Annotated in this window: 2 protein-coding genes; one reads left to right on the forward strand and one right to left on the reverse strand. The window is 52.7% G+C overall.

All coding sequences use genetic code 11. The features are described 5' to 3' along the window. On the reverse strand, positions 1 to 222 hold a 222-nt coding region (locus AC1DJN_RS21960; protein WP_478040272.1), incomplete at its 3' end, for a DNA cytosine methyltransferase. A gap of 183 nt (positions 223 to 405) precedes the next feature. Between AC1DJN_RS21960 and AC1DJN_RS21965 the strand changes: the two genes are divergently transcribed. Beyond that, on the forward strand, positions 406 to 1,355 hold a 950-nt coding region (locus AC1DJN_RS21965), incomplete at its 3' end, for an ATP-binding protein (RefSeq protein ID WP_478040274.1).

Below are 1,355 nucleotides of genomic sequence, written 5' to 3' on the forward strand. Positions count from 1 at the left end.
GATCCCATCCAGCTCCCCGTACTTAAGCCCCGCAGCATGAAGAAGGCCATTGGCGTCCAGAGCAGAGACGTCTTGATTCAAGTGGGCGACGCTCGGAAAGTTGCAGGCGTGGGCAGCAGCCGCGCGCGCGTCAAGCTCGACCGCTAGACGAACATCGAACCCGGCGCGGGCAGCTCCCAACGTCAGCCCACCAACACCAGCGAACAGTTCAACGACCTTCAAGAGACCCCCTGGTGTAGTAATGTCGATGAATTCTAACGCTTTTTTTTTGAGTTGTCGATCGGCCCGCTACATCCCTACCAGCCAAGACGCGGTCCATGTACCTGATCCCGTTGCGTTTTTACGGGGCCGGTGTAAGACTCCAGCGACCGGAGATTTGAAATTTCAAAGCCACAGGGGGCATGGATGAACGAACACTACGCAGACGCGGAGCCAACTAAGAAGCTCTTCATCGACACACTCGTGCGAGATGTAGACCTCATCTCCGCCATTGTCGACTTGGTCGACAACTCTGTCGACGGCGCTAGAAGAATCAGACCAAACGGTGATTTTCGAGGACTAGCGATCGAAATGACCATCGATGGCAGCCAGTTCCTTCTTAGGGATAATTGCGGTGGAATTCCACTGGATATCGCCAAAAATTACGCATTCCGATTTGGACGATTGACAAATCAGGCCCCTACCGTTGCTCATTCAGTAGGTCACTTCGGCGTGGGAATGAAGAGAACTCTCTTCAAGATTGCAAAGAAGTTTACGATCACGTCTCAAACTGACATTGACGAATTCGGCCTAGGCGTCGACGTGCTTGCTTGGGAGGACGATAAAGAGTGGAGCTTCCCTCTAAGCAATGTTTTTGTTCATAGCGCACCTCTTAGCAGAGTCACTGGCACGGTGATCCTCGTGGACAGCCTCAGGGAAGATGTTGCTCAGGAATTCGCACTAGGAAAATTCCGCGGAGAGCTGCGCGAGCGCATCCGCCTGGCACATACAGCCGCGATTTCCGCCGGACTCATTATATCTTTTAACGGCGAAATTCTATCAACCGTAGATTCGCTGACCATCAAGTCGTCGACCGAGATATCGCCCCACGTACGTCGAGGCACTTATAAGCTTTCCGGCGGAACGGTTGATTATACGTGCATCAGCGGCATATCCGACCRGGACAGCGAGAATGCAGGATGGTACGTCTTCTGCAACGGACGCCTCCTTCTTTTTGCCGATCAAACTGCACAGACTGGCTGGGGCGTGCATCCAGCCCCTTCATTCCATCAGCAGTTTAATTATTTCCGAGGGTATCTTTACCTCGAAAGCGACAATCCAGGATTGTTGCCCTGGAACACAACAAAGACAGGAAT

Source organism: Stenotrophomonas sp. 05L414_2 (genome assembly GCF_056397905.1).